28 protein-coding genes and 1 tRNA gene are annotated in these 24,986 nt (G+C 56.5%); 13 read left to right on the top strand and 16 right to left on the bottom strand.

Going from position 1 to position 24,986, the window contains the following annotated elements; genetic code table 11:
• Positions 1 to 6: 6 nt before the first annotated feature.
• Positions 7 to 1,017, top strand: coding sequence for an ABC transporter substrate-binding protein (locus tag DXY38_RS00600; protein ID WP_115070034.1), 1,011 nt, complete (start codon positions 7 to 9; stop codon positions 1,015 to 1,017).
• Here DXY38_RS00600 and DXY38_RS00595 read toward each other — a convergent pair.
• Together DXY38_RS00595 and DXY38_RS00590 are read right to left on the bottom strand one after the other, a co-directional pair.
• The gene (locus DXY38_RS00595; protein ID WP_115070033.1) at positions 1,006 to 2,163 is read right to left on the bottom strand and encodes an aldo/keto reductase; all 1,158 of its coding nucleotides are present in this window, start codon (positions 2,161 to 2,163) and stop codon (positions 1,006 to 1,008) included. The genes DXY38_RS00600 and DXY38_RS00595 overlap by 12 nt on opposite strands.
• The gene (locus tag DXY38_RS00590) at positions 2,160 to 2,780 is read right to left on the bottom strand and encodes a bifunctional nuclease family protein (RefSeq protein ID WP_115070079.1); all 621 of its coding nucleotides are present in this window, start codon (positions 2,778 to 2,780) and stop codon (positions 2,160 to 2,162) included. Before DXY38_RS00590 ends, DXY38_RS00595 begins: the two co-directional genes overlap by 4 nt.
• A gap of 58 nt (positions 2,781 to 2,838) precedes the next feature.
• Between DXY38_RS00590 and DXY38_RS00585 the strand changes: the two genes are divergently transcribed.
• A complete protein-coding gene (locus tag DXY38_RS00585; protein ID WP_115070032.1) occupies positions 2,839 to 3,501 on the top strand; it encodes a riboflavin synthase in 663 nt (220 codons plus the stop codon).
• A gap of 98 nt (positions 3,502 to 3,599) precedes the next feature.
• Complete coding sequence (locus DXY38_RS00580; RefSeq protein WP_115070031.1) at positions 3,600 to 4,190, top strand: DUF308 domain-containing protein; 591 nt, start codon at positions 3,600 to 3,602, stop codon at positions 4,188 to 4,190.
• Between the two features lie 52 nt (positions 4,191 to 4,242).
• Here the strand turns inward: DXY38_RS00580 and DXY38_RS00575 are convergent, their stop codons facing one another.
• The 4 genes from DXY38_RS00575 to DXY38_RS00560 form a co-directional block, all read right to left on the bottom strand.
• Positions 4,243 to 4,650: an AbrB family transcriptional regulator gene (locus tag DXY38_RS00575; RefSeq protein WP_006853503.1), complete on the bottom strand. Its 408-nt coding sequence runs from the start codon at positions 4,648 to 4,650 to the stop codon at positions 4,243 to 4,245.
• 96 nt (positions 4,651 to 4,746) lie between these two features.
• Complete coding sequence (locus tag DXY38_RS00570; protein ID WP_115070078.1) at positions 4,747 to 5,349, bottom strand: cytochrome c oxidase subunit 3; 603 nt, start codon at positions 5,347 to 5,349, stop codon at positions 4,747 to 4,749.
• Positions 5,346 to 7,010: a cytochrome c oxidase subunit I gene (ctaD, locus tag DXY38_RS00565; RefSeq protein WP_115070030.1), complete on the bottom strand. Its 1,665-nt coding sequence runs from the start codon at positions 7,008 to 7,010 to the stop codon at positions 5,346 to 5,348. Before ctaD ends, DXY38_RS00570 begins: the two co-directional genes overlap by 4 nt.
• Positions 7,007 to 7,831 (bottom strand): cytochrome c oxidase subunit II, encoded by an 825-nt coding sequence (locus tag DXY38_RS00560; protein WP_115070029.1) that lies wholly within the window; start codon positions 7,829 to 7,831, stop codon positions 7,007 to 7,009. Before DXY38_RS00560 ends, ctaD begins: the two co-directional genes overlap by 4 nt.
• Positions 7,832 to 8,060: 229 nt before the next feature.
• Between DXY38_RS00560 and DXY38_RS00555 the strand changes: the two genes are divergently transcribed.
• From DXY38_RS00555 to DXY38_RS00525, 7 genes are read left to right on the top strand one after another with little or no spacing between them, the layout of a single operon-like run.
• Positions 8,061 to 8,993, top strand: a complete 933-nt coding sequence (locus DXY38_RS00555) for a heme A synthase (protein ID WP_115070028.1) — start codon at positions 8,061 to 8,063, stop codon at positions 8,991 to 8,993.
• A gap of 19 nt (positions 8,994 to 9,012) precedes the next feature.
• Positions 9,013 to 9,996: a heme o synthase gene (locus DXY38_RS00550; RefSeq protein ID WP_371212440.1), complete on the top strand. Its 984-nt coding sequence runs from the start codon at positions 9,013 to 9,015 to the stop codon at positions 9,994 to 9,996.
• Positions 9,997 to 10,025: 29 nt separating this feature from the next.
• On the top strand, positions 10,026 to 11,039 hold the full coding sequence (locus DXY38_RS00545; protein WP_115070027.1) for an ATP-binding cassette domain-containing protein: 1,014 nt from the start codon (positions 10,026 to 10,028) through the stop codon (positions 11,037 to 11,039).
• Positions 11,040 to 11,078: 39 nt separating this feature from the next.
• Positions 11,079 to 11,936 (top strand): ABC transporter permease, encoded by an 858-nt coding sequence (locus DXY38_RS00540; RefSeq protein WP_115070026.1) that lies wholly within the window; start codon positions 11,079 to 11,081, stop codon positions 11,934 to 11,936.
• Positions 11,937 to 11,940: 4 nt separating this feature from the next.
• Positions 11,941 to 12,444 carry a hypothetical protein gene (locus tag DXY38_RS00535; protein ID WP_115070025.1) on the top strand — a complete coding sequence of 168 codons (504 nt, stop codon included), beginning with the start codon at positions 11,941 to 11,943 and terminating at the stop codon, positions 12,442 to 12,444.
• Positions 12,445 to 12,449: 5 nt separating this feature from the next.
• The gene (locus DXY38_RS00530) at positions 12,450 to 13,151 is read left to right on the top strand and encodes an N-acetylmannosamine-6-phosphate 2-epimerase (RefSeq protein ID WP_115070024.1); all 702 of its coding nucleotides are present in this window, start codon (positions 12,450 to 12,452) and stop codon (positions 13,149 to 13,151) included.
• Between the two features lie 18 nt (positions 13,152 to 13,169).
• Positions 13,170 to 13,352 carry a hypothetical protein gene (locus DXY38_RS00525; RefSeq protein WP_006853513.1) on the top strand — a complete coding sequence of 61 codons (183 nt, stop codon included), beginning with the start codon at positions 13,170 to 13,172 and terminating at the stop codon, positions 13,350 to 13,352.
• A gap of 33 nt (positions 13,353 to 13,385) precedes the next feature.
• Here DXY38_RS00525 and groL read toward each other — a convergent pair whose 3' ends face one another.
• Positions 13,386 to 15,056, bottom strand: a complete 1,671-nt coding sequence (gene groL, locus DXY38_RS00520) for a chaperonin GroEL (protein WP_115070023.1) — start codon at positions 15,054 to 15,056, stop codon at positions 13,386 to 13,388.
• A 118-nt stretch (positions 15,057 to 15,174) separates the two neighbouring features.
• Between groL and DXY38_RS13555 the strand changes: the two genes are divergently transcribed.
• Positions 15,175 to 15,351 (top strand): hypothetical protein, encoded by a 177-nt coding sequence (locus tag DXY38_RS13555; RefSeq protein ID WP_006853515.1) that lies wholly within the window; start codon positions 15,175 to 15,177, stop codon positions 15,349 to 15,351.
• A gap of 3 nt (positions 15,352 to 15,354) precedes the next feature.
• Here the strand turns inward: DXY38_RS13555 and fabG are convergent, their stop codons facing one another.
• The 3 genes from fabG to DXY38_RS00505 form a co-directional block, all read right to left on the bottom strand.
• Positions 15,355 to 16,107 (bottom strand): 3-oxoacyl-[acyl-carrier-protein] reductase, encoded by a 753-nt coding sequence (gene fabG, locus DXY38_RS00515; RefSeq protein ID WP_115070022.1) that lies wholly within the window; start codon positions 16,105 to 16,107, stop codon positions 15,355 to 15,357.
• 64 nt (positions 16,108 to 16,171) lie between these two features.
• Positions 16,172 to 17,278 (bottom strand): TrkA family potassium uptake protein, encoded by a 1,107-nt coding sequence (locus DXY38_RS00510; RefSeq protein WP_170952806.1) that lies wholly within the window; start codon positions 17,276 to 17,278, stop codon positions 16,172 to 16,174.
• On the bottom strand, positions 17,275 to 18,108 hold the full coding sequence (locus tag DXY38_RS00505) for a glycosyltransferase family 9 protein (protein WP_115070021.1): 834 nt from the start codon (positions 18,106 to 18,108) through the stop codon (positions 17,275 to 17,277). The genes DXY38_RS00510 and DXY38_RS00505 overlap by 4 nt, the downstream gene beginning before the upstream one ends.
• A 72-nt stretch (positions 18,109 to 18,180) precedes the next feature.
• On the opposite strand from DXY38_RS00505, the gene ispD reads away from it, so the two are divergent.
• Positions 18,181 to 18,858 (top strand): 2-C-methyl-D-erythritol 4-phosphate cytidylyltransferase, encoded by a 678-nt coding sequence (gene ispD / locus DXY38_RS00500; RefSeq protein ID WP_115070076.1) that lies wholly within the window; start codon positions 18,181 to 18,183, stop codon positions 18,856 to 18,858.
• On the opposite strand, the gene DXY38_RS00495 is transcribed toward ispD, so the two are convergent.
• Positions 18,818 to 19,750 carry an LD-carboxypeptidase gene (locus tag DXY38_RS00495; protein WP_115070020.1) on the bottom strand — a complete coding sequence of 311 codons (933 nt, stop codon included), beginning with the start codon at positions 19,748 to 19,750 and terminating at the stop codon, positions 18,818 to 18,820. The two genes, ispD and DXY38_RS00495, sit on opposite strands and share 41 nt — an antisense overlap.
• Positions 19,750 to 20,637: a 4-hydroxybenzoate polyprenyltransferase gene (locus DXY38_RS00490; protein WP_115070019.1), complete on the bottom strand. Its 888-nt coding sequence runs from the start codon at positions 20,635 to 20,637 to the stop codon at positions 19,750 to 19,752. The genes DXY38_RS00495 and DXY38_RS00490 overlap by 1 nt, the downstream gene beginning before the upstream one ends.
• Positions 20,638 to 20,737: 100 nt before the next feature.
• Here DXY38_RS00490 and DXY38_RS00485 point away from each other — a divergent pair, with 100 nt between their 5' ends.
• On the top strand, positions 20,738 to 22,348 hold the full coding sequence (locus DXY38_RS00485; protein ID WP_115070018.1) for a Ppx/GppA phosphatase family protein: 1,611 nt from the start codon (positions 20,738 to 20,740) through the stop codon (positions 22,346 to 22,348).
• Here the strand turns inward: DXY38_RS00485 and DXY38_RS00480 are convergent.
• The 4 genes from DXY38_RS00480 to lgt all read right to left on the bottom strand — a co-directional run bounded on the left by DXY38_RS00480 (position 22,332) and on the right by lgt (position 24,981).
• Positions 22,332 to 23,141: a helix-turn-helix domain-containing protein gene (locus DXY38_RS00480; protein ID WP_115070017.1), complete on the bottom strand. Its 810-nt coding sequence runs from the start codon at positions 23,139 to 23,141 to the stop codon at positions 22,332 to 22,334. The genes DXY38_RS00485 and DXY38_RS00480 overlap by 17 nt on opposite strands.
• A 110-nt stretch (positions 23,142 to 23,251) precedes the next feature.
• Positions 23,252 to 23,323 (bottom strand) — tRNA-Val (locus DXY38_RS00475).
• Positions 23,324 to 23,362: 39 nt separating this feature from the next.
• Complete coding sequence (cobM, locus tag DXY38_RS00470) at positions 23,363 to 24,118, bottom strand: precorrin-4 C(11)-methyltransferase (protein WP_115070016.1); 756 nt, start codon at positions 24,116 to 24,118, stop codon at positions 23,363 to 23,365.
• Positions 24,115 to 24,981 (bottom strand): prolipoprotein diacylglyceryl transferase, encoded by an 867-nt coding sequence (gene lgt, locus DXY38_RS00465; RefSeq protein WP_115070015.1) that lies wholly within the window; start codon positions 24,979 to 24,981, stop codon positions 24,115 to 24,117. Before lgt ends, cobM begins: the two co-directional genes overlap by 4 nt.
• Positions 24,982 to 24,986 lie beyond the last annotated feature (5 nt).

The following is a 24,986-nucleotide window of genomic DNA, read 5'->3' as shown; positions in this document are numbered from 1 at the left end:
TTGAGAATGATCGGCCCATCTGCTCAGCCCGTTTCCTTTCGCCGGCGACAGCTGCTTCAGGCCGGCTTGATTGCCGGACTGTCCTGGCTCACAGGCTGTGCGCGGTCGAATGATTCGCCCCTCTTGCGGGCCCCGAAGAAGAGCCTGCCTGCCCTGTGGCAAAAGCAACTCAAGGCGCCCTGGCGCATTGCAGAGCTGGAAGCGATCAACAGCTCCGACCCTCCCTGGCTGTCGTCCACCGATCTGCTCACCATTGGGGATGGTTGGTTATCACGTCTGGATCCGGGATCGTTTCAAGCCATTGATGCCGCCCCTCTTCAAGCGCAAATAGGACCGGCATCAGAGCGGTTTCTGTCTGAATTACCGAGCGACTGGAAAGGCAAAATTTTTCCCGTGGGCGTCAGCCCCTGGGTGATGTTGTTTCGAGGAGAGCCAGCCCTCAAACGCCAAGCAGCCAACAGCTGGGATGTTCTGCTCCAGCCTGAACTGAAAGGCAACGTTCTGTTGCCGTCGAGCCCGCGGCTGGTGATGTCGCTGGCAGAGCACATGCAGAGCCCTGATGCCCTGCGAAGCCTCAAACACGCAGCGATCAGTTTTGATGATCGCCATGCCCTCAACTGGTTGCTGCAAGGCGATGCACAAGTGGCCGTGCTGCCTCTCCAACGCTGCATGGCAGCACTGCTTCGGGACCAAAGGCTGCATGCAGTGCTGCCTGCACAGGGTGCACCCCTGAACTGGACCGTGATGCTGCGCCCTCGTTCAAGCAAAGAGCCCCTCCCTCAGGACTGGGTCAAGAAAGCCTGGGAAGAACCACTTCTGAGTCGGATGCTCTCGGCAGGCTGGGTTCCGCCCCTAGCTCGTTTCCAACTCAGTACTGCCATGTCGCGGGTGCCAAAACGGCTTCGCGCCCTGGTTCTTCCCTCCGAGGAGATCTGGCAACGCTGCTGGAATCTTGCCCCTCTGGATCCGTCAGAGCAGGAAGCGTTGAAAGCCAAGTGGCAGGCCTTAACCCCATAGACGTCGTCGAGGGGCCGCGGCCAAGAGCTGATGGGTCTCCGCCAAGAGATCAGGAATCGCCAGTTGATGGGGACAACGGGGCAGGCAATCCCCGCAGGTCTCACAGCCTTCGGCGTTGACCTCCTCCCACCAGTGGCCAGCGCGCCCAATCAAGTTGTAACGCTCTTCTGTGAACTCCTGCAGGTCGTGAGCAAGTCGGAGGTTGCGCAGTCGCAACAACTCGGGAATGGGCACCTCCTTCGGACAGGGGAGACAGGAACGGCATTGATGGCAAAGCGTGTCTCCAAGCCGCTCCTCCCGCAACTGCTCGAGACGAATCACAGCCGTCTGCTCTGCAGGGGTGAGCGCCCCATCACTGCTGGCCATGGAGGCGGCCAGGTTGAGATCGCTCGGGCGGCTGGCCCCAACCGTCAGGGTGCTAATTCCGGCAGCTAAGAGGTAGCGGTAAGCAAGAGCAAGGGGGTCCCAAGGCTGGCAATCGGCCTTCAGCCGTGAGCTTGGCGCCTGCAAACGGCCCCCCTTATCGGCGGGGGAGATCGCCATCACTCCCATCCCTGCATCCAGCGCTTCCAACGCCAAGGGAAGCCGGGCTGGATCCAAGAGATGGAGATGCAGGCTGCAAAACCGAAACCTCCCCGTTGAGATCGCACGAGCGATCAGTGCATTGGAGCCATGGCTGCTGAAGCCAACTTGACCCACAAGCCCTGATTTCAACGCCCAGTCCAAGAGCCTTGCTCCCTCTCCTTCAACCGCCCAATGAAGGTGTTCCTCTCGATTCAGACCATGAACTGCCAAGCCATGCAGAAAGGGGCGTCCCAACCGTTCAAGGCACGCAGATAAGGCGCGTTTCCCTTGTTCCAAAGACAGGCCTGGAAGGAGTTTGCTGGTGATTAACCACCCCCCTTCAGGAACGATCCCTTCCTGAGCCAGCTGATCCAAAGCCTGCCCCAAAAAGGTTTCAGCAGGGCCATAGGCGGGTGCCGTCTCCAAGTGATTGATCCCAGCGGCATGGGCTGCCCGCAAGACGGCAACCATTTGGGCACGATCTTGCAAAGCACGCATCGTCCCCAGGGTGAACAAGCTCACCGCTGGACCCGTACCAAAAGCACGACGAACCCCAGCACCATCCAAAGGCTCTGTGGTCATTCCAGAGGAGTGTCGTCGTTCGTTTCCTCGTCCTTGGGTTGTCTGGACTGAAGGTGGCGGACCATAGCGGCAGGGCTGACCTGATCTAAAAATCGACGAAACTCATTTCGATCCTCTGCATCCGCTTCTGCATCCACAGCGATCGAGGCTTCAGCAACGACTTCCTCCAACATCCAAATGCTGCTGCCAGTTCGGATAGCAAGCGCAATGGCATCACTGGGCCTGGCATCGATGTTCAGGAGATCCTCCCCTGTCTGCTGCTCTTCGATCGGCTCACAGTCTGCGGAATCTTCTCTGGAATCTTCGCTGAGGTCTTCCATCTCATCGAATGATGCGTCGTGGCTGAGTTTCAACACAGCGCGAAAGGTGCTGTCTTCAATCGCATGGATGATGACCCGTTCGAGATGCAGTTCACCCGCAGCCAACAAGCTCACCATCAAGTCATGGCTTAAGGGGCGAGGTGAGGGCTCTCCATTCAATCCAGCCATGATGTTGTGGGCCTGGGCCTGATCGATCCAGATCGGCACTTGGCGCCGTCGAGAGGGATCGCGAAGCAGAACGATCGGACTTCGACTGGCGGCATCTAGCGCAATGCCGATCACGCTCATTTCCACCATCGACGGCTCTCCCCCCCTTCCTCGATTATGACCAGTGAACACACGCTGAAGGCGCAGCATGTTCACGGGTCTGGTGCAAGCTGTTGGTCGGATTGAGCGCCGCGGCAGTGGCCTCGTCGTGAGTGGCTGCACTCCATTCGCGCCCCTTCAGCTTGGGGACAGCGTGGCCGTTGATGGCGTCTGTCTCACGGTGGCGGCACTGGTGGGCGATGGGTTCATTGCCAATGTCAGCGAGGAAACGCTGCAACGAAGCACACTCGGACGCAAGGCCTCAACAGGCGGGTCGGTCAATCTCGAACCAGCCCTACGCCTGTCCGATCGCCTTGGCGGGCATCTGGTGAGTGGTCATGTCGACAGCATCGGTGAGGTGCTAGCCATCGAAGCCCTCAGCCAATCCTGGAATCTCGAGTTGCGCTGGAGAGATGCCGCCTATGGCCGCTACATCTGTGAGAAAGCCAGTGTGGCCGTGAATGGCATCAGCCTCACGGTGGCAGGGTGTTCGGATGCAGGCGCACGATTTTGGATCGCCGTGATTCCTCACACCTGGATGGCCACAGCCTTGCGCGATCTCGCACCCGGGGATGAGGTGAATTTAGAAATCGATCTGCTTGCTCGCTACACGGAACGCCTGCTCGACCACTCGCGGGAAGGAGCTCCATCCGCCGGGGGCAATCAAAGTTCTATGAGCTCTGAGTGGCTCGCCTCCCACGGTTGGAGCTGAGGGTTAGATCTGAGGCTTGAAGCTGAGGGAACATCACAAAAACCGGTTAGAGCCTCGGGGAATCAATACCTTTCGTGAGTATCTCTTTTGCAACGTTCATGACCGCTGACGATCGTCCCGATTCCCTCGGGACTTTTAAAGCTTTCGCCATCGCTGAAGGCATTCTGCTGATCATCTTGGGCATCATTGCCTTGATCTTTCCAGTGATCGCATCCGTATGGGTCACCGGAGTGATCGCCGTTGTCTTTCTCGTTGGAGGCGTCGTGGGGTGGATCAGCAATCTGGCCCGTTCCAAACGCATGGGCCGCTGGATTTGCTTCTGGCGTTTAGTTGTCTCCACCCTGTTCATCGTTGCGGGTGCATCGATGTTCAGCAGTTTCAACAGCGCTGCAGCGCTAAAGGATCAAGTCATTTCCTTATCGCTAGTGGTCGGAATCGTCTTTCTTGTCGAGGGTGTTGTGGCCTTTTTCAACGGCCTTGCTCATAGCAACCGTCCTGGAGCGGGCTGGGCCGTTGCCAATGGCGTGATCACCTTCATCCTTGGCCTGCTGATCGTGACTCTGAATTCCTGGAACTTGGTTTGGGTACTGGGAATGCTGGTAGGTATCAGCTTGCTATTCAGCGGCATTGATCTGATTGCCTTGAGCTCCACCATTCACAACGATCAAGATCCACCAGCTGCTGCGTGATCACCACGCAGCCAGGGTCTTTAGGCCAGTGAGCGCAAGGGCCCGGGTTTCATCAACCTGGGTCTTTTTTTGCAGCTTGATCAGCACTCACCTCTGCAACCTTGAGCTCCTCGTTGTTCATTGGCAGAAGCCAGATGGAACGGGAGTCTTGACGCAATTCAATCCGAAACTCTTGGCCGGGTTCTAGGCCAAGGCGACGGGTGTAGGCATGACCGATCAGCAGATTTCCATTGCCGTGAACCCGGGTCTTGAATTCGGCTTGGCGACCTCTCGTTCCACCCCCACCACCAGAACTGGAGGAGGGAAGCTTGTAGCCCTTCGCTTCCACTAGGGCTTTGTAAAAGCCCTTGCGGAGAACGCGACCACTGGGGCCGACATACCCGCATCCACGGGCAATTTCGTCTTCAGAGCGATTGCTGAGTGACCGGGCCCTGTTCAGCAATTCCTGGCCAGTGAGCATCTAACTCAAGAAATTTGATTTAATTCTGACCATAACGCTCATACAAAGCAACAAAAGTATCGAAATAACATGAGAGGCAAGAGCGACCAAGCTGGCTCAGATGAGATAGAGAATCACAAATAAGACCACCCAGATGCCGTCAACAAAGTGCCAATAGAGCTCTGCGGCTTCCAAGGGGAAGTGATTATCAGCGCTGACGCGTCCCTCAGGAGTCCGACATTGCCACCACACGATCAAAATCATCAGTGCGCCCAGGGTCACATGCAACCCATGGAAGCCAGTGAGAGCGTAGAAAGTGCTGGCATAGAGGTTGTCAGTCAAGCCAAATGGCAAGGTGAAATACTCCACCATCTGACTCACCAAAAAGGCCAAGCCCAGAGCTGCTGTCAGCAGTAACCAGCTTCGGCAACGTTGCATCTCACTTCGGCGCAGATTGACACCAGCGCGATGGAAGGTGGCGCTACTGACAAGCAGGAGAATGGTGTTCAGGGTTGGAAGCGGAAGTTCCAACTCATAGACAGCACCAGGCAGGAGAGGATTAACAGCCTTAAACGTGAGATAGGCAGCGAAAAAGCCTGCAAATGTCATCGCGTCAGCCACCAAGAAGGTGGCTAGGCCAAACATGCGGTGGTCGGGATGGCTTTCTTCGTGATGCTCCTGAATCTCAACAGCTTGGTCTTGGGGGGAAAGGGAAGTCATCGGCCGCTGCTCCATAAATCACTGCCACTGGCGTCTTTCAAGTCGATCTTGTCCGCTGGGATTCCATATCCATAGGGGTGAGTGACCAAAGGAGGCTCACCTTTCCAGTTCTCTACAGGAGGCGGAGAGCTGGTTAACCATTCAGGGGTCAAGGCCCGCCAAGGGTTGTCTCCAGCAATTTGGCCTGAGCGTGCACTCACGAACACGTTCCAGAGGAAGGGCAAGGTGCTGAGGGCCATCAGCAGGGCGCCAACACTGCTGATCTGATTCACAAACGCAAATTGGGGGTCGTATTCAGCAACACGCCTGGGCATGCCGTTGAGACCAAGCCAATGCTGGGGAGCAAAGCAAAGATTGAATCCAATAAACGTCAACAAGAAATGAAAACGTCCGAGATTTTCATCCAGCATCCTCCCGGTGACTTTTGGAAACCAGTGATACACAGACGCGAAGATCACAAAAACCGAACCCCCATACACGATGTAGTGGAAGTGGGCGACCACGAAATAGGTGTCATGAACATGAACGTCAAAAGGCACTTGCGCAAGCGCTACGCCAGTAATCCCGCCTAACACAAAGTTGATAATAAAACCGCAAGAGAAAAGAACAGCGCTGTTAAGACTGATTTTTCCTCCCCACAAAGTGGCTAACCAGTTAAAGAATTTAATTCCGGTGGGAACGGCAATAAAGGCCGTGGCAATGGTGAAAAACAGGCGCATCCATGGAGGCGTGCCGCTGGTAAACATGTGATGGGCCCAAACAACAAGCCCAAGAACCACGATTGCCATAATCGAATACACCATCGTTGTGTACCCAAAAAGAGGCTTCCGGCAATGAATCGGAAGGATTTCACTCACCAAACCAAAAGCCGGCAACACCATGATGTAGACGGCTGGATGCGAGTAAAACCAGAAGAGGTGTTGATAAACAACAACGTTTCCACCCATGCCTGGATTAAAGAATCCCGTATGAGCAACGATATCGAAGCTCAGAAGAATCAAGGTACCTGCGAGAACGGGCGTGGATAAAACAACGAGAATGCTTGTTCCAAGCATTGCCCAGCAGTACATCGGCAATTGCATCAGCTTCAATCCAGGCCGACGCAATTTCAGAATGGTGGCAATGAAATTAATTCCGCCAAAGATGGAACTTCCCCCAAGCAATAGAACGCTCAGGATCCAAATAATCTGGCCACTCGCAGGAGTCGTCAGACTGAGGGGTGGATAGGCTGTCCAGCCTGACTGTGCCGCACCGGTAATAAAGTAACTGGTGATCAGAAGTAGACCAGCAGGGGGAATCAACCAAAAAGCAACAGCATTCAGCCTTGGGAAAGCCATGTCCCTGGCCCCCACATAGAACGGAATCAGATAATTGCCAAACGCACCATTCACCACCGGGACAATCCAGAGAAAGATCATCACAGTGCCGTGCAGGGTAAGGACCTGGTTGTAAACATCCCGGGGCATAAAATCAGCTACCGGGCTTGTCAGCTCTGTGCGAATAGCGCCAGCCAGGGCACCACCGATCAGGTAAAAAGCAAAGCCACACACCAAATATTGAAGCCCGATCACTTTGTGATCGACGCTAAAACTGAGGTAGCGAAGCCACCCAGTTGGTTGCAAGGAGGGGGGTTTGCTTTGCTGGGGAAGAGTAAGTGTCATGCCTCAGATACAGGGAGCTTGCGATTGGCTTGGAACCAGGCGTCGTAGTCGTCGGCCGACTCAACCACCACTGTGGAGCGCATTCCACCGTGATAAGGGCCGCAAAGTTCTGCGCAAACCACTGGGTAACGCCCTGGACGGGTGGGAGTGAAATTGAGCAAAGTTGGCTGGCCTGGAATGATGTCCTGCTTGAGCCTGAATTCTGGGACCCAGAATGCATGGATCACATCTTTAGCCTCCATTTTCAATGAAATAGGTCGTCCTGATGGAACATGCAATTCTCCTGAAATAATGTCGCCTTCGGGATAGTGGAAGAGGAAGGCAAATTGCATCGCCGTAACCTCAACAGGAAGAGGCGCTCCCGCCATTTCAGAACTCGCTTGCATCGCCCCTGCTGTGCCAATTCCTCCCCAAACCCTTTCTTCCGTCGCTTGAGAGTCACCGTGCCCCCCATGACCAAGGGGAACCATTCCCCCCATTCGTTCGTAGATGTCGTAGCTGAATAAACCCACGAACAGGACAACGATGGCTGGAACAGCCGTCCAAAAAATCTCCAGCGGCAAATTGCCTTCCAGTGCAATCCCGTCACCAATCTGTCCAGCTTTGCGGCGGAAACGAACAAGGCTGAATACCACCAGCCCAACGATTCCTACAAACAAAATCGTACCGATGCTGAACAGAACACGAAACAGTTCGTCGTAAATGGGTGCATTGACGCTGGCATCAACAGGAAGAAGGTTGATGTTTTGGCCAATCCACAATCCACCCAGCACAAGGATCATTCCCAGCACAAGAGTGAGAATCGCCGAGGGGATAGGCACGAAACTCCTGGTACATGTCCCTTAAGACTATGGAGATCCAGTGCCTTCTTCATGCCGTGATTGTTAAAGCAGCCTGTAGTTCCTGCTAACACAGCTGTTTCAGGGCGTTGTTGTCAGCAAAGGGAGATGTTGGCGCCCATAAAAATGTCGGAGACCTGTAAATAGCGTGCCGCTTCAGATCAGATCGCTAGTTTCCAAAAATAAACCGCGTGATTAGGAGGAACAGTCGTTGACTTCATCGGCAACAGTTCCGATTCGTTTGCGCCTGGCGCAACTCGCTGCTCACCTGGTCGTAGCTCTGATTGCCCTGGTGGTGATTGGAGGAGCAACTCGTGTCATGGAAGCCGGGCTGGCATGTCCTGATTGGCCTCTCTGTTACGGGAGCCTTCTGCCTGGACGCCAGATGAACCTCAAGGTGTTCTTGGAGTGGTTCCACCGCCTAGATGCCTTTGTTGTAGGCGTCGCCCTGCTCGTCCAGCTCGGTGCCGCCTGGTTCTGGAGGAAGGAATTGCCGCGTTGGTTCCTGCCTCTGTCCTTCCTTTTGGTCCTGTTAGTGGTTCTTCAGGGAGGCCTCGGGGCTTTAACCGTGCTTCAACTGCTCCCCTCAGCGGTGGTGACAGCCCATCTCGTTCTGGCGTTGACCCTGGTCATCGTGATGAGCGGACTCACCCAAAGGCTGCTGCACACCGGATCCAAAGATGCTGCCGCCCCTCGCTGGTGGCCCTTTCTCGGCGGAATCAGCCTGGCAGCCGTTTCAGGCCAATGCCTGCTCGGAGGGCGGATGGCCAGCTCATGGGCGGCCCAACGTTGCTTGCAGGAAGGTCAGTCCTGCCAATGGCTTCATTTGCATCGCAGTGCCGCAACCCCAGCAGCGATTTGCGTCCTGCTGTTCGTTGCAACAGCTCTGATCGCCGGCGGCTGGGCCCGTCAGCAATGGCCCCTTCTGATCACAGCCACTCTGCTGGTCTCTACCCAAATCGGTTTGGGAGTTCTCACCTTGCGGCTTGGTCTGAGCCAGCCAGCGGTGACGGTGGGTCATCAACTCGTTGCCTGTCTGCTCGTGGCCGTCCTCGCGGCTCTCACCTGGAGACGCCCGTCAGCACCCGACTCCCCTCTCACGATCGCTCGCGATTCTTCAACCCTGGAGCCCTGTCATGGCTAGTTCAGCTTCCGTTGCTCCAATGCCCCCATCCCTCACCAGGGATGAAGTGGTGCCATCTCGCAAGAGAATCAAACTTCCCCCCTGGCTTGAGGTTGCCAAACCGAGGCTGATCCCACTCCTGCTCGCCACCACCTTGGGAGGAATGGCTCTCACCGAAGGCTGGCCCCTCTCATCACCTCGGCTGGCCTGCACCCTTGGTGGTGGTGCATTGGCCGCTGCCGCCGCTGGAGTTCTCAACTGTTTGTGGGAGCAGGAGCTGGATGGACGCATGCTGCGCACGAGCGGCCGAGCCCTTCCCTCTGGGCGGTTATCTCCATCCGCGGCCTTTGTTGGTGCGGTGTCCTGCACGCTTGCTGCAGCAGCGCTTCTCGTCAGTGGCGTGAACTGTCTTGCGGCTGGTCTATCTCTCCTAGGACTCTGCAGCTATGTCCTGCTTTACACCGCACTTCTGAAGCCCCGCACCACACAAAACATTGTGGTTGGCGGTGTTGCTGGTGCCATCCCACCCCTGGTCGGAGCGGCTGCAGCAACAGGCCACATAGGCCTGAGCGGATGGTGGCTATTCGCGCTTGTGATGGTGTGGACTCCAGCCCATTTCTGGGCACTAGCCCTGCTTTTGCATGACGACTATCGAGCCGTCGGCATTCCCATGCTCCCTGTCGTCAAGGGACCATTGGTCACCACGAGGGCGATTCGACGCTATGGATGGGCCACCATCTTGCTCAGCTTTTTGGGCATTTGGGCCCTACCGGAAGGTGGTGCCTTGTATGGGCTCTTGATCCTTCCCTTCAACGGTCGCCTTCTGCAGATGGTGGAGCGCCTGGCTGCGGAACCCAACAACCGAGATCGCGCCAAGGGATTGTTTCGTTGGTCAATCCTTTATCTGTTCGGAATCTGTTTGTTGCTTGTCATGAGCCGGATGTCTGGTTCCGCTCAGTTTGATCTGCAAGTCAGGACCGTCGTTGACATCCTCGCGGGCGGATTTCTTCCTGTCGCTTCCTAGATTCTTAACTCTCGCTTTTGGACGGTTCCATGTCCCTGATCGTGCTCGATCACCTGGAAAAGTCTTACGGGACGATTCCAGCGCTCAGGGACTTGAGCTTGCAAGTCCCTGAAGGATGTCTGTATGGGCTGCTCGGACCCAATGGTGCTGGCAAGACCACAACCCTGAGAATTCTTGCCACTCTTCTGGCTCCAGATCTTGGCGATGTCCGCATTGCTGGCCTCGATGGCTTGAAAGACCAACGCGAGATTCGACGGCTGATTGGATATGTCGCTCAAGAGGTGGCGATTGACAAAATCCTCACAGGGCGGGAGCTGCTAGCCCTTCAAGGCGACCTCTACCACTTACGACCCAAGCAGAGGAACCAACGAATCGACGAACTGATCGAGATGTTGGGCATGGATCCCTGGATCGACCGGCGATGCGGCACCTATTCAGGGGGCATGCGTCGTCGCCTGGATCTCGCGGCAGGTCTCTTGCATCGACCCCAACTGCTCATTCTCGATGAACCCACGGTCGGACTTGACATCGAAAGTCGAGCTGTGATCTGGAACGTTCTCCGGGACCTAAGAGATCAGGGAACAACGGTCTTGCTGAGCACCCATTACCTCGAGGAAGTGGAAGCACTCGCCGATCGAATGGCCATCATTGATGCCGGAACGGTGATTGCTGAAGGCACACCAAACGATCTCAAGAAACGTCTGGGAGGGGATCGCGTCACCTTGCGGGTGCGTGAGTTCAGCAACGAGCAGGAAGCAGAGACGATTTGTGACCTCCTTGAACCCCTTGATGGCGTCCAGAACATTGTGATTAATCGCTCGCAGGGCCACTCCCTCAACCTTGTGGTGGATGGGGAACAGGTCCTTCCTCGCCTTCGCCTCTGTTTGGAAGAAGCAGGGCTTCCCGTCTTTGCCCTTGCCCAAAGCAGACCCAGTCTTGACGACGTTTACCTTCAGGCCACAGGACGCACCTTGATGGACGCCGAGCTGGCCATTGCTGGGCAGCGTGATCCCAAGCAAGAACGCAAGCAAGCCATGCGCTAACCGCCTGCTTCCACCTCCAGATTTCCATCAGTGCTCCCCATGACCACTCCCCATCTGCAGATTGATGCCAATCAAGCGTCCTCCCGAGGAGCTTTGACAGAGCTGATCCAGGAAACGACGGCTTTGACGCGTCGCCTGTTCGTGCAGCTCAAACGGCGTCCCTCCACGCTGATTGCCGGTGTTCTGCAGCCACTGATCTGGTTGATTTTATTTGGGGCTTTGTTCTCTAAGGCTCCCGAGGGGCTGCTACCAGGCGGCATGAGCTACGGGCGTTTTCTCGGTGCTGGAGTGATTGTGTTCACAGCGTTTAGCGGTGCACTCAATGCCGGACTTCCGGTCATGTTTGACCGCGAATTTGGATTTCTCAACCGACTACTGGTGGCGCCATTAAGAAGTCGCAGTTCCATTGTTTTCGCTTCGGTGATTTACATCACCACATTGAGCCTCGTGCAGAGTTTGGCGATCATGCTCACAGCAGCCTTACTCGGCTATGGGTGGCCTGGAGCTGGTGGGCTCCTGCTTGTTCTGTTCACCCTGCTGCTGTTGGTTTTTGCCGTAACGGCCTTAAGTCTCGGTTTGGCTTTTGCCTTGCCTGGTCACATTGAGTTGATTGCGGTGATTTTTGTCGCCAATCTGCCGCTGCTGTTTGCAAGCACCGCATTGGCACCTCTGAGCTTTATGCCCGTGTGGATGGGCTGGCTAGCGGCCCTAAATCCCCTTACCTTCGCGATAGAACCCATTCGAGCAGCCTATGCAGGCCCTCTCGATCTTTCGGTGGTTCTTTTGGACGCACCCTATGGACCCGTCACTGGACAGACCTGCCTTTTGGTCCTGACCGTGCTCACCGTGGGGCTGTTTCTTCTCATCCGACCACTGCTCAATCGCAAACTCTCTTGATTCCGTGTCTGTTTCTTCGTTTCAGCCCCTGAACCCCCGCCAACTAGACCTGCAACGTCGCTTGCTGGTCGCCAATGAATTAAGAGAAGCCTCCCTCATCGCGCAATTGGAACTGCAGTGGGTGCATCGCTATGGGGTGACCTCTCTTCCCAAACGGTCGGATGAAGCCTCCTTGGAGGCACTCCCCTCAGCTCAGAGTCCAGAGGTGGAAGTAGAGCTAGAGCCAGAGGTAGAGGTAGAGGTAGAGGTAGAGGTAGAGGTAGAGCCAACGATCCAAGGCCTCTCTCTCGTGAGCGATCAAACGGTCGAAACAGAAACACCAGCTCTGCACGTCGCACCCCTTTCGAGTCCCTCGCAAGCTGACGAGGCTGAGGGGATGGAAGACCTGGCTGATCGTTCTTCAAATCCGCCCCTTGCCATTGCGCCTCCTCCGTTTGCCCGCGGTGCGCAGCGCTTTCGTCGCTGGATGGTGGCATCCTCAGCAGTCCAAGATCTGCAGGCATCCTGAGGACGATGTCCATCCCATCCCGCGCCCAACTGAAGGGTGGCCTGATCGTGTCGGTTCAGGCTCCGGAAGGATCACCCATGCGGCATCCCGATGTGATTGCGGCCATGGCTGAAGCCAGTCTTCGCAACGGAGCCACTGGTGTTCGCCTCGAGAGCCCAGAGCACATCGGAGCTGTACGCAACCGCTGCCCTAACGCTTTGATCATTGGCTTATGGAAGCGAACGCTCCCGCAGAGCTCCGTCTACATCACGCCTCGTTGGCAGGACATTCAAGCGGTCTGGGCAGCCGGTGCCGACGTCATCGCCCTTGATGCCACAGCGCGCCAAAGGCCAGAGCAGGAGGACCTCGCCGAGCTCATTCAACGATCGAAGAATGACTTAGGAGCTCCACTCATGGCCGATGTGGACTCCATCGAAAACGGATTGATCGCAGCATCCCTGGGATGCGAATGGGTGGGCACCACTCTGTATGGATACACGGAGCAAACAGCACAACAAACTCCTCCGGGTTTCGGCTTGATCTCTCCTCTAAGGGATCAGCTGCCCGAGCAGGTGACGTTGATTTGCGAGGGGGGCATTAAGTCGCCTGATTCAGCGCTCAAATCGCTTGAGCATGGAGCCGATCTTGTGGTCGTTGGCACAGCGATTACGGGCGTCGACCTTCAAGTGGCCGACTATCACAGGACCCTGAAAAGGCAGAATGAGTGAGTCTCACAAGACTCAGGCATGTTGCTGAAAGTTGCTTTCCCTGTCGTCCTCAGCGGAGCCTTCTTCGGTCTGCCCATCGCAGGGTTACCGATGACAGAACTACAAGCCCTCAATCGAGAGCTGGGGAGACTGTGCAGCCATCCACCCCGGGAAGCCTTATCCGTGTGTCGCATCCACGCAAGGCTGGTGGGATCCCTTTAAAGGGATCCCACTAAAGGGATTCCACGGTGGGAATTACATCATTCCCATGCCGCCCATGCCGCCCATGGGATCCATGCCACCCATGCCACCCATGCCGCCCATGGGGTCGCCGCCGCCGCCTGCAGGTGCAGGGGGCTCAGGCTTGTCCGCCACCACGACTTCAGTGGTCACCACCAGTGATGCAATCGAAACCGCGTCCTGCAGCGCAAGACGAACCACTTTCGAAGCATCCAGAATCCCGGCACTCATCAGGTCTTCAAAGTTTCCGGTGAGAGCATTGAATCCCTGTCCGCTGTTGCGGACACGATCCACCACAACGTCACCGTTAGAGCCTGCATTTTCAGCGATCTGACGGAGGGGAGCGCTCAGGGCACGCTGAACGATTTCGACCCCGGTCTTTTGATCACCCTCCAAGCCTGAGGTCAGAGCATCGAGTTCTGCAGAGATGTGCAGAAGGGTTGATCCGCCTCCAGCAACAATGCCTTCCTCGACCGCTGCACGGGTGGCATTCAAAGCATCCTCAATGCGTAGCTTGCGGTTCTTGAGCTCCGTTTCTGTCGGGGCCCCGACCTTAATAACGGCGACTCCTCCAGCGAGCTTGGCGATGCGCTCGTTGAGTTTCTCCTGGTCGTATTCCGAATCCGTGTTGTCGAGCTCACGCTTGATGGAGGCAACACGAGCGCTGACGGCGTCTTTGCTGTCATCGCTCGCCACGATCGTGGTGCTGTCCTTGCTGATCGTGATCCGGCGTGCCCGGCCCAGGTCGTCCATCGTCACCTTGTCGAGGGTCATCGCCCTGTCTTCGCTGATCACTTGACCGCCGGTCAGCACAGCGATGTCAGCAAGCGCTGCCTTCCGGCGCTCGCCAAAGGATGGAGCACGCACTGCCGCCACCTGCAGCACCCCTCTGTTTTTGTTCACTACCAAGGTGGCAAGAGCTTCTCCATCCACTTCTTCGGCCAAGATCACCAGCGGTGAGCCCGATTTCTGAACCGTTTCCAACACGGGAACCAAATCGGTCACCGAGCTGATTTTGCGATCGGTGAGGAGCAGTAACGCATTCTCAAATTCACAGATCTGGCGGTCACCATCGGTGACGAAATAGGGAGAGCTGTAGCCACGATCGAAGGCCATGCCCTCTGTGACTTCGAGCTCAGTGGCCAAAGACTTGGATTCCTCCACGGTGATCACACCGTCAAAGCTCACCCTGTCCATGGCCTCAGCAACCATGCGCCCCACCTCCTCATCACCGCCTGAGCTAACCGTGGCAACCTGGCGAATCGCATCGCCGCTCACGGACTGACTGCGCTGATTCAGGCTGGCGACCACCGCCGCCACAGCTTTTTCCATGCCTCGGCGAAGTTCGATCGGGCTGGCACCTGCGGCGGTGTTGCGAAGCCCCTCCTCAACCATCGCCTGGGCGAGCACGGTGGCAGTTGTGGTGCCATCGCCAGCTTTGTCCTTGGTCTTCGACGCCACCTGCTGGATCAGCTTGGCTCCGATGTTTTCGAACGGATCAGCAAGTTCGATTTCTTTGGCGATCGTGTCACCGTCATTGACGATGTCAGGTGCGCCGTAGGACTTCTCGAGCACCACGTTGCGGCCACGAGGTCCGATGGTGACCCGAACGGCATCGGCAAGGGCATTCATGCCTCTCTCGAGGGACTCACGTGATTCGTTCGAGAAGCTGAGAAGTTTGGCCATAGTGTCAGGAACCCGAGGGTCAATCCCTTCCAGCGTCTACGACCAACCGCTCCTCTCGGAAGTGGGGAAAGCCGAATCCATGGACCAACGGCGCAAAAGGTCTGGTTAAGGTTTGGGCATGAAGGATTCCGGAGCGCTGTTCTTCGTTTTCATGGCTGCCATGGCGGCAACCATGACGTTGGTCTACGTGCCGCTTCGGATTTATCTCACGGCAACGGACCGCAGTCGGAGATTGAAGTTGCTTCAGCGCATTCGTCGCTTGAGAGAGGAGCTTGGGCAGCCCCTCCAAAGCTGATCCTCAACTCATAACCATCCCGCCATCCACCTGCAGCACCTGCCCGGTGATGTAAGCGGCCGCAGGATCGGCAGCTAAGAACCTCACGGCTCCAGCCACCTGATCAGGGGTCCCAAACCGGCCCAAAGGAATGGCAGCAAGGATGGCCTCGGCCTCAAGATCTTTCGTCATATCGGTGGCAATGAAGCCAGGTGCCACCGCATTCACCGTGATTCCACGGCTTGCCATCTCCTTGGCGCTACTTCGCGTTAGTCCCACCACGCCGGCTTTGGCTGCTGCGTAATTCGCTTGACCGGCATTGCCCATCAGCCCAACCACCGAGGTGATGTTGATGATGCGACCACTGCGCTGCTTCAACATGGGGCGTGTCACAGCCCGCGTGCACAGAAAGACTCCGGTGAGATTGAGATTGATCACCGCCTGCCAATCCTCAGTTTTCATCCTCATCAACAGGCCGTCGCGCGTAATCCCCGCGTTATTCACCAGGACGTCGATGCGTTCACTGCGCTTCAACACCGTTTTAATCAAGTCGTCCACCGAAGCCTCGTCGGCTACGTCGGCCTGGAGGGCATAGGCGGAGCCGCCCTTGGCCTGAATTTCAGCAACCACCGCCTCCGCCGCATCGGGTGAACTGGCGTAATTCACCACCACTTCTGCGCCCTCAGCGGCCAAAGCCAAGGCCACTGCGCGACCGATGCCACGACTTGCACCGGTAACAAGGGCGGTTTGACCGTCAAGAGAAGCGGATGAATCCATGAACGCTTTTTTTTACGATCGTGTGATCGTAGGGATCGTTAGCCCTTTCAGCCATCAAAGCCAGCTAGACGCCCCGCATGGTCTCAATCGTGTCGATGGCATCACCCAGCAGATTGCGGAATAACTCCAATTGCTTCTGGCTGCCCATCACCACAAGAAGTTGACCAGGGCCAAGCCGTTCTTCCCCGCTGGGATTTCCCTTTAATGCGCTCCCGTCACGGATGGCCAGCACCATGGCCCCACTGCGCCGACCGAGCTGGAGCTCCGACAAGCTCTTGCTGGCTAAGTGACCCACAAGCAAGGGATCACGACTTAACCGAAATTCTTCAATTTCAAATTCCGATCCAGACAACATATCCATAAAGTCCACAGCCAAAGGCCTCAGCGCTGTTGCTGCCATCACCCTGCCCCCAGCGACATAGGGACTCACCACAACCGTGGCTCCCGCCAGTTCAAGCTTGGCTGCCGCTTCTTCGCTATCGGCCCGAGCAATGAGCCGGCATCCAGGCTCCAAACCTCGAGCGCTGAGCGTGACGTACAGATTGGCAGCATCGCTAGGCAAGGCCGCCACCAGGCTTCGACAACGATGAAGTCCAGCCTCTAGGAGCGTTTCATCGAGGGTGGCATCGGCCTGGAGCACAGGCAAACCACGCTCCTCTGCCGCCAGACGGCGAGCAGAATCCAACTCCACAACAAGCACAGGAACGGTTTCCAAGAGCAGCTGTTCAGCAATCTCCCGGCCAATGCGGCCATACCCGCAAAGAATCACATGGTTATGCATACGCCGTAGGTTTCGGCGAAACCTCAACTCCCGCAACTGACGGAAGTATCCGGATTCTGTCAGGCCGAGAATCTTTTGAATCGAGAGCTGCACCACCACGATGCCCCCAGCCACGATCAAAACGGTCACCAGCCGTCCGGCCTGGGAGAGGGGCTCCACTTCTCCATAACCGATGGTGCTGATCGTGATCAGCACCATCCACAAGCAATCACCCCAGTCCCACCCCTCCGTGATCCGATAACCAATCGCACCGCCCATGATCACGATGGCGAGGGCTAGGACGGGTAAAAGCCATGGCCTGGCCAGCTGGCGTAGCTGAGGCCGATAAAACTGAACGGAATAGGGCTGAAGCCGACGGCGTTGTTGCGACCTCCGTCGTGGCTTCTTCATCCGAAGCCCATCGCCTCCAACACATCCGCTTCTGAGAGTGAGCGGAGATCGTCATTGCCGAGATGCCGAATCACATCCCGCTCTGGCAGTTGATCGTCAGCCAGTCCGAGGGCCACCAACGGAACCCCGCAAAATGTTGCCAACAGACTGGTCACAGGACAACTGGTCAACACCACGTCGGCACAGGCAATCTGCGCGGCTCTCTCGGAAAGCGAGCTCTCATCTCCGAGATGGATGGTTCGCAACCCAGGAAGCTTGGCTTTGATCGTGAGCGGTAATTGTTTCCAGCGTTCTGAGGGCCAGTCTCCCGCCATGGCCGTTGGTTGAAGCATTAAGAGAGGACCATCTCCCTGCGGCTGCCGTTCGCGAGCCTGGCTCATCAGCGCAGCAGGCAAACTGATCCGAAAGGCTGCGGCATCCAAGCTGAGACCAAGCGGAGCCAGATATCCAGAGAGGCGCTGCGCACTCCAGCCCTCAGCCTGGCTCGCTGTAGCAGTAGAGGCAAATCCAGCCTCTGCAACCCGCGTCGGAATATGGCTCATGGACAGCATCAGGTTGACCTGACGTCCGTCCGCAAAATTGAGGCATACCTGGAAATCAGGTTCTCGGACGCAGCCAAGGAGATTGGCCCAATCGGCCATGGTTTGAGCTGCAGAAAAATCAAAGGGAATGATTTTTTCAACCGAGGGCAGCAACGTCCACAGCGATCGGTGAGCAGGGGAACAGGCCACCTGAATCGAAGCTCCAAGCGCGTTGGCACAGGCTGCTATGGCAGGCATACGCTCAAGCTGCTGTTGAGCTGTTCCTGGGCTTAAAACGAGAACGCGCATGAAACAACAGCACAAAGGGTGCGAGCTGATTGTATGGAGGCCGTTTCAGGTTGCTGGGAACAGGAGTCGCTTATGCATCTGTTGATCGCAGCCGCTGGTAGTGGGCGGCGGATGGGAGCGACCCGCAACAAGCTGCTGCTGCCGCTGTCTGGACAACCCGTGCTGGCATGGACGCTGCAGGCAGCCCTCGCAGCTAAGACGATCCATTGGATCGGAATCATTGGTCAGGAGATTGACCGGTCCGAGATTCTCGATCTCGTGGGAGGCGCTCCCAAACCCGTCGTTTGGATTGCCGGCGGAGACAGTCGTCAAGAGTCAGTGGAACGAGGGCTGGCCGGCCTGCCAACCGCAGCCAAGCATGTGCTCATCCATGACGGGGCCCGCTGTCTGGCCACTCCCGACCTGTTTAACCGCTGCGCAGAAGCCGTTCGCGGCGGCCAGGCTGTGATTGCGGCGACCCCTGTCACCGACACGATCAAAAAGGTCGACGAATCAGGCTTGATCACAGCAACCCCAAATCGGGCAGAGCTGTGGGCGGCCCAGACTCCGCAAGCTTTTTCAGTGGATGAACTCCGACAGGGTCATCGCGAAGCCCGAGCGAATGGCTGGACTGTTACCGATGACGCCTCCCTTTATGAGCGTTTGGGATGGCCAGTCAACGTGCTTGATGCTGGTCCCTCCAACATCAAAGTGACCACCCCTTTTGATCTCACTGTGGCTGCAGCCGTGCTGGCCGAACGCCAGGGTTAGCGCCCACGCGCAAGACCCCCTGATCTCCATCGAGGGTCGCGATCGCGCCCACCGGCAAGGCTGCATTTCCCCCCGGACCATGCCCCACCAGCAGGTTCCCCACCACAGGAATCCCTAAATCATCGCTGCGCTCTCGCAACACCTCTTCCAAGCTGAAGCCAGCAGAGTCGGAGGCGTCATCGCAATCCAGAAATCGACCGAAGCCAAGACCGGCGAGCGATTGGAGCAGACCTGCTAATCGCCACTGCGTGAGCATGCGATCAAGGCGATAGGGAGCTTCGCCGATGTCTTCAATCACCAACACAACACCACGCAGATCCGGAAGGAAAGGGCTCCCGATCAAATGGGACGCCACCGTTAAATTCAGGGTCAATAACGGGCCAACAGCCACGCCTCCCCGCCAGGGAACCCCTTGAAGATCCGGCAGGGCGTGGCCAAAGAGCAGATCATGCAAACGCTGCTGACTCCACTCGGGTTCATCGGCGAGGGTTGTGATTAAGGGCCCATGGACGCCCCCGCACACACCAGCCGCCATACGAGCGCAGAGCAGTGCGGTCACATCCGAGAAGCCCAGCAACCATCCAGGCTGCCAAGCGAAAGGCTGCTCCAAAAGTCTGGCTGCTCCCCAGCCGCCGCGTGCACAGGCCAAGAGGGCGGCATTGGGAACCGCTTGAAAATCACGACGACGTTCCTCATCCCGTCCCGCCAGATAGCCCCAGCGCCGTTGGCTGATGACATCCGGACGGATTCGCAATCCCCAGCTGTCCAGAATCGAGATCCCCCGCCAAAGGTTGTCTGTGTTGTCAAGCGCAGAGCTGGCGGCCACCACCGCCACCTCATCTCCCCGTTGAAGAGGGGAAAGCAACACGTCTGAGCCGTCTGTGCTGTGCATCAGCCCAGCCGCCCGAGAACGAGACCCAACAACAGCAACGCGCCCAAGCGCACCTGCTGACTGAAATGAAGGCCATACACATACATGGATTGTTGCTGGACACTTTTGAGGGCTCGCGTTGCACGTTGCATCCCAAAGGCCACCACCAGCCAGAACGGCCAGAAAATAACTCCGATTCCGGCAAAGGCGGCGGCAACAGCCAGGGCCAGCATCGAGAGCGCATAGGTGATCCCCACGACGCGCAAGACGGACGGACCGAGGCTCAGTGCGCTGCTGTTTAACGCCATCCGGGCGTCATCCGGACGATCCGCCATCGCATACACCGTGTCAAAGGAGAAGGTCCACAGCAGGGTGGCAAGCCAACAACCTGCCAAGGGCCAACCGCCATTGAGATCGCCGGTTTGAGCGGCCCAAGGGATCAACACCGCGAAGCCCCAGCACAAGGCCAGGACTGCCTGGGGGTAGGCGAACCAACGCTTGGCAGAGGGGTAGATCAAGATCGGCGGCAGGGCGAAACACGCCAACACAAGGCAAAGGTTGCGCACGGAAGCCGGCAAGCTCAGCACCACGCTCAAACTGATGATCAACAGCACGATCAACACAACAACGGCCTGGACAACGCTCAAACTTCCTTGCGCAAGCGGACGCTGCTTCGTGCGTTCCACAAAGCGGTCGATGCGTCGATCCCATAAATCATTGGCGATGCAACCCGCTCCACTCACCGCCAGGCCGCCGAGCACGATCAAAAGCACAAGGGCTGGAGAGGGCGGGGCATTCGGCGTGAGCCAGAGACTCCAGCCGGCTGGGATCAGCAAAATCAGTCTTCCGCTGGGTTTGTTCCAACGCAACAGGGCCACCCATGGAGCCAGGGTTTGACGAAACAACATGCGCTTAGCGGAGCTGACTGACAAAAGAACTCCGGCTTGGGAACCTTAAACAGAGCTTCTCGCTGTCTGCTTGAGGCAGAGTGGTAAGGCTTTCAGCGCGGTGCGTGAAGTGACAGCAGGGCCGAGCTTTCAAAACGGTCGAGCCTTGCGGAAGATTGCCGCAATCGATATCGGCACCAATTCCACCCACCTCTTGGTGGCCTCTGTCGATCCTGAGCTGCGAACCTTCAGCATCGAGTTAGCGGAGAAATCCACCACACGGTTGGGGGAACGAGACCCCGAAACCGGCAATCTCTCCGAGGCCGCCATTGAACGCGGGCTCGAAGCGCTTCGTCGCTTTCGCGAGCTCGCCCTGAGTCATCAGGTTGAACAGATCGTGACCGCAGCCACCAGCGCGGTGCGAGAGGCCCCGAATGGTCGGGACTTTTTGCAAGCGATTCAAGAGCAGCTCGAGCTCGAAGTTGATCTCGTGAGTGGCCCAGAAGAAGCCCGCTTGATCTACCTAGGGGTGCTCTCAGGCATGCCTTTTGGAGACTGTCCGCATCTTGTGCTGGACATCGGAGGCGGCTCCACAGAGTTGATTCTTGCGGACGGTCGTGATGCTCGAGCACTTACCAGTACAAGGGTTGGCGCGGTACGACTCCAGCGTGATTTCATCCAAGATGACCCGATGCCCCGGCAGCGTCGAACCTTCCTGGAAGCCTTCATCCAAGGGTCTCTAGAACCTGCCGTCAACAAAGTGCTGCGCAGGATCACCCCTGAAGAAACACCCGTGATGGTGGCCACCAGTGGCACCGCAATGGCCATCGGAGCCCTAGCCGCCAGTGAGGAGGATCGTCCACCGCTGAAGCTGCACGGTTATCGCGTCAGCAAACAACGGCTCGACCGGGTGGTTGATCGCTTGGTGGTGATGACACCGGAGCAACGCAAAGGGTTGTCACCCATCAATGATCGGCGCGCAGAAATCATCGTTCCAGGGGCCTTGATTCTTCAAACCAGCATGCAGATGTTGGGAGCGAAAGAGCTGGTTCTGAGTGAGCGAGCGCTTCGCGAAGGCCTGATCGTTGATTGGATGTTGCGTCACGGCCTTCTGGAAGACCGTTTCAGCTTTCAAAGCAGCATCCGACAGCGCACCGTGATCCACCAGGTGCAGCGTTTTGCCGTGAATCAAGCGCGAGCCGAGCGTGTGGCCTCCCATGCCCTCACTCTTTATGACAACACCAAAGACCATCTCCACCGTGATGATGGCTCAGGCCGAGACTTGCTTTGGGCTGCCGCGATGCTTCACGCCTGCGGGCAACACATCAATCTCAGCGCTTATCACAAGCACTCCTGGTATCTGATTCGCCATGGAGAACTGCTTGGCTATTCAGAAGCGGAGCACTTAATGGTGGCTGCCATCGCGCGTTATCACCGCCGCAGCCTTCCCAAAAAGAGGCATGAATCCTGGCAAGCGCTGCAAAGCCGTGAAAATCGACGCACCGTCTCAGAGATGGCCTTACTGCTCAGGCTGGCGGTTGCCCTCGATCGACGTCCAGAGCCGGTGGTCAAAACCTTGCAGGTCCACGTCCAAAACGAAGATCTAGTCCTGGAGCTCGTCGGCGAACAGGCTGATCAGAATCTGAGTGTGGAGCAGTGGAGCTTGGAAAGCTGTGCCCCCATTTTGAAGGAGGTCACCGGATTGAACCTCAAGCTCAAGGTTCAGGGGTAAGGGGATACCAACGCAACTGATCGATGTTGCCCAAGGCCCTCGGTGAGCCATCCCCGTAGCGCAACCGAACCAAATCGGGTCGTCCCGCGAAGACTTCAAGCCCCTGATCGCCCTCAAACCGTTTGAGTTCGCTCAGAGTGCCCTCAAAGATCACCTCTCCACTCCCATTGCGGACGGAGACCCAGCTCGGTTGTGAACTATCAAGGGCGACGGATCCTGGAGTGTTGTTATCGATGCCAACAGCCACGTCCACAGCTGAACTGTTGTCACTCGCTGCCATCGGCTGAGGCACAGGTTGTTCCGTTGCTGCCTCGCTGCTCACTGATGCTGGTTGCTGACGGTTGCCGCGAAAAGCAATAGCGCTGATCGCTGTTACCCCAACGAGAAGCAAAGGAATGGCTGCATTCCTGATCCAGCGACCCATCTGTGCATCGTCCTGCTGGCCCTGGGGTGCATCGGCAGAGCCGGAGCGTTCGTAACTGCCACGCTTTGCTGGCGCCCCCTTCGTCTCACGGAGCTGAGCTTGGAATTGTTGAACCAGAGGACCGGGATCCAATCCCAATTTCTGCGCGACTCGCCGCAGCATTCCGCAAATAAAAACGGGTTCTGGAAGATTGTCGCGATCCCCATTCTCTAAAGCTTCAAGCTGCTCTTTGCCCATGCGCAGCGAATCGGCAAAGGCTTGGCACGTTATCCCTTGCCTTTCCCGCTCTTCCTTTAAGACACGGCCCAGTGAGACAAGTTCGTCCTGACGGAAATCTGAATGATCGATATCTTCCCTAACCTCAGCCATTCAATGGATTCACCGTTTAAAAATTTTAGTTGCGTTTCGCCAAACTGTCAGCCAGATCAATTGTTCACCCAATCAATGAGTGAGGTAATTTTGAAATTAAAAGGTTGAAATGGGCGATACTGGATTCGAACCAGTGACCCCTTCCGTGTGAAGGAAGTGCGCTACCACTGTGCTAATCGCCCCGAATGCAAATCTTAAACCACAACGGGTAAGCCTGATACTTAATGAGTAGGGCGAAACAGGTGATCATGATCTGGCGAGTAAAGCTTGGAGCGCTGCCGTCCTGCCTTTAGCGCTGGACTCACGACATAAAGAGTGGTGCGGATCAGATTTTGCTCGCGAGAGATCGCTGCCATGCGATCCAATGGGACGACTTGCAACCATTCATCAGGCCAACTCACACGGTGACCAATAGCAACCGGTGTATCAGGCGAATAATGCTTCAACAATGTTGCTTGCACCTCTTCAACATGGCGAGCACTCAGATACAGACAGAGCGATGCTTTGAGGCGGGCGAGATTCTCCAAACTCTCCGTTTCCGGAACCCCCGTGCGTCCACCGGCCCTCCCAAGAACAATGGTCTGGACAAGACCAGGGATCGTGAGTTCAGCCCCTAAGGCCGAAGCGGTCGCCTGATAAGCGCTGATGCCCGGAACCACATCGACAGCAATACCAGCGTCGTTTAAACCACAAATTTGCTCTGAAAGAGCTCCATATAGGCAGGGATCACCATCATGAAGACGCACAACCTGGAGGCCCTTCTTCGCTCGATCAATCATCAGTGGAAGCACGTCTTCAAGCGTGAGGGTGCTACTCCGGATCTTTTCGCAATGATCAGGGGCTAAGGCCGCGATCTGAGGCGACACCAACGAATCTGTCCAGATCAAAACCTGAGCAGATTGCAAGCGATTCTCCGCACGGCGCGTAAGGAGATCAGGAGCTCCGGGCCCTGCACCGACAATCGACACTGTGGTCATGAAGTACCTGGTGTGCGTAAGCCTGGATCAGGCAATGACTTTCGTTTCCCGTATAGCCAAAACAAACCAAAGCCCGCAAGCAGCAGCAATGAGAGGCTCATCAACTGAGCAATCCTCAAGCCTCCATCACAAAACGGAGGAACGCCTCCCAAGCAGAGCGGATCAATGCGCAGGCCTTCAATCCACACACGGCCAAGGCTGTAGCAGAGCAGATACATGCAACTCAAAGCGCCTGATGGAAGTGGAATCCGTCCGCTCTTCCCCCATTGAAATAGCGTCATCAGCAAAATAAAAATCGCCAGATTCCAAATTGATTCGTAAAGGAATGTGGGATGAAAAAATTCTGAATCGGCAAATATTGGCGGACGGCTTGAATAAGGAATGAACAATTTCCAAGGCAATTGGGTTGGAACCCCAAAGGCTTCTGAATTGAAAAAATTTCCCCAGCGTCCGATTGTTTGGCCAAGAATGACTGATGGAACCAAAACATCGAGCAGGTCCCAAAAGGAAACTTTCCGCCAACGACAGAACAAAATCACAGAGATCGTGCCTCCAATCAATGCTCCATGGATTGCAATACCCCCTTGCCAAATCGCAAACACGTCCCACCAAGAATTTTGATAGGAGCGCCATTCAAAGGCGACATAGTAAAAACGCGCGCCGATGATGGCCGCCAACACAAGGATCGGCAAAAGGTCGCTAATCAATCCCGATTCGAGATTTCTCTGCTTAGCCAACCAGCTCGATAAATTGAGGCCAATCAGTACGGCCAGGGCAATAAGCAGGCCGTACCAGCGCAAAGTAAGAGGCCCGAGCTGAAAAAGCACGGGCCCAGGTGATGTGAAGACAGCGGGAATGATCACCTTGA

The organism is Synechococcus sp. UW179B, assembly GCF_900474245.1.
GTDB lineage: Bacteria > Cyanobacteriota > Cyanobacteriia > PCC-6307 > Cyanobiaceae > Synechococcus_C.
Note: the sequence above shows the minus strand (reverse complement) of the source record. Positions and strands in the feature narration are given on the sequence as shown.

Coding starts and splice junctions, on each gene's coding strand:
- DXY38_RS00550 (WP_371212440.1), top strand. CDS start 9,013: ATGCCCCCATCCCTCACCAGGGATGAAGTGGTGCCATCTCGCAAGAGA.
- DXY38_RS00480 (WP_115070017.1), bottom strand. CDS start 23,141: ATGGCTGAGGTTAGGGAAGATATCGATCATTCAGATTTCCGTCAGGAC.
- DXY38_RS00530 (WP_115070024.1), top strand. CDS start 12,450: ATGTCCATCCCATCCCGCGCCCAACTGAAGGGTGGCCTGATCGTGTCG.
- DXY38_RS00575 (WP_006853503.1), bottom strand. CDS start 4,650: ATGCTCACTGGCCAGGAATTGCTGAACAGGGCCCGGTCACTCAGCAAT.
- ctaD (WP_115070030.1), bottom strand. CDS start 7,010: ATGACACTTACTCTTCCCCAGCAAAGCAAACCCCCCTCCTTGCAACCA.
- cobM (WP_115070016.1), bottom strand. CDS start 24,118: ATGACCACAGTGTCGATTGTCGGTGCAGGGCCCGGAGCTCCTGATCTC.
- DXY38_RS00595 (WP_115070033.1), bottom strand. CDS start 2,163: ATGACCACAGAGCCTTTGGATGGTGCTGGGGTTCGTCGTGCTTTTGGT.
- DXY38_RS00540 (WP_115070026.1), top strand. CDS start 11,079: ATGACCACTCCCCATCTGCAGATTGATGCCAATCAAGCGTCCTCCCGA.
- ispD (WP_115070076.1), top strand. CDS start 18,181: ATGCATCTGTTGATCGCAGCCGCTGGTAGTGGGCGGCGGATGGGAGCG.
- DXY38_RS00490 (WP_115070019.1), bottom strand. CDS start 20,637: ATGTTGTTTCGTCAAACCCTGGCTCCATGGGTGGCCCTGTTGCGTTGG.
- DXY38_RS00580 (WP_115070031.1), top strand. CDS start 3,600: ATGACCGCTGACGATCGTCCCGATTCCCTCGGGACTTTTAAAGCTTTC.
- DXY38_RS00600 (WP_115070034.1), top strand. CDS start 7: ATGATCGGCCCATCTGCTCAGCCCGTTTCCTTTCGCCGGCGACAGCTG.
- fabG (WP_115070022.1), bottom strand. CDS start 16,107: ATGGATTCATCCGCTTCTCTTGACGGTCAAACCGCCCTTGTTACCGGT.
- DXY38_RS00525 (WP_006853513.1), top strand. CDS start 13,170: ATGTTGCTGAAAGTTGCTTTCCCTGTCGTCCTCAGCGGAGCCTTCTTC.
- DXY38_RS00495 (WP_115070020.1), bottom strand. CDS start 19,750: ATGCACAGCACAGACGGCTCAGACGTGTTGCTTTCCCCTCTTCAACGG.
- DXY38_RS00510 (WP_170952806.1), bottom strand. CDS start 17,278: ATGAAGAAGCCACGACGGAGGTCGCAACAACGCCGTCGGCTTCAGCCC.
- DXY38_RS00570 (WP_115070078.1), bottom strand. CDS start 5,349: ATGACTTCCCTTTCCCCCCAAGACCAAGCTGTTGAGATTCAGGAGCAT.
- DXY38_RS00585 (WP_115070032.1), top strand. CDS start 2,839: ATGTTCACGGGTCTGGTGCAAGCTGTTGGTCGGATTGAGCGCCGCGGC.
- DXY38_RS00590 (WP_115070079.1), bottom strand. CDS start 2,780: ATGGTGGAAATGAGCGTGATCGGCATTGCGCTAGATGCCGCCAGTCGA.
- DXY38_RS13555 (WP_006853515.1), top strand. CDS start 15,175: ATGAAGGATTCCGGAGCGCTGTTCTTCGTTTTCATGGCTGCCATGGCG.
- groL (WP_115070023.1), bottom strand. CDS start 15,056: ATGGCCAAACTTCTCAGCTTCTCGAACGAATCACGTGAGTCCCTCGAG.
- DXY38_RS00505 (WP_115070021.1), bottom strand. CDS start 18,108: ATGCGCGTTCTCGTTTTAAGCCCAGGAACAGCTCAACAGCAGCTTGAG.
- DXY38_RS00545 (WP_115070027.1), top strand. CDS start 10,026: ATGTCCCTGATCGTGCTCGATCACCTGGAAAAGTCTTACGGGACGATT.